General features: G+C 54.2%; 2 tRNA genes and 1 rRNA gene. All 3 read right to left on the bottom strand.

What is annotated here, in order from left to right:
* Nucleotides 1-51: 51 nt before the first annotated feature.
* Nucleotides 52-127: transfer RNA gene (locus tag PV403_RS24985), tRNA-Ala, on the bottom strand.
* A 22-nt stretch (nucleotides 128-149) separates the two neighbouring features.
* A tRNA-Ile gene (locus PV403_RS24990) sits at nucleotides 150-226 on the bottom strand.
* A gap of 51 nt (nucleotides 227-277) precedes the next feature.
* Nucleotides 278-394, bottom strand: a 5S ribosomal RNA gene (gene rrf / locus PV403_RS24995).
* Between the last annotated feature and the right edge of the window lie 10 nt (nucleotides 395-404).

Raw genomic sequence — 404 nt, forward strand, 5'->3', positions numbered from 1 at the left:
ACAACTCGATTAACAGTCGAGTGCTCTACCAACTGAGCTATCAGGGAATATTGGTGGAGCCAAGCGGGATCGAACCGCTGACCTCCTGCTTGCAAGGCAGGCGCTCTCCCAGCTGAGCTATGGCCCCATAATCGAATTATGAAGTTACATGGTGGGCCCTAGTGGACTCGAACCACCGACCTCACCCTTATCAGGGGTGCGCTCTAACCAGCTGAGCTAAGGGCCCTCATCATTAAATGTAACGACCAGGCAAAAAAAATAACCCAAAAGGGTATTCGCTTGGCGACGTCCTACTCTCCCAGGACCCTGCGGTCCAAGTACCATCGGCGCTGGAGGGCTTAACGGTCGTGTTCGGGATGGGTACGTGTGGAACCCCTCCGCTATCGCCACCAAACGAGCATTTT

The organism is Paenibacillus sp. GYB006, from assembly GCF_036577645.1.
GTDB lineage: Bacteria > Bacillota > Bacilli > Paenibacillales > Paenibacillaceae > Paenibacillus.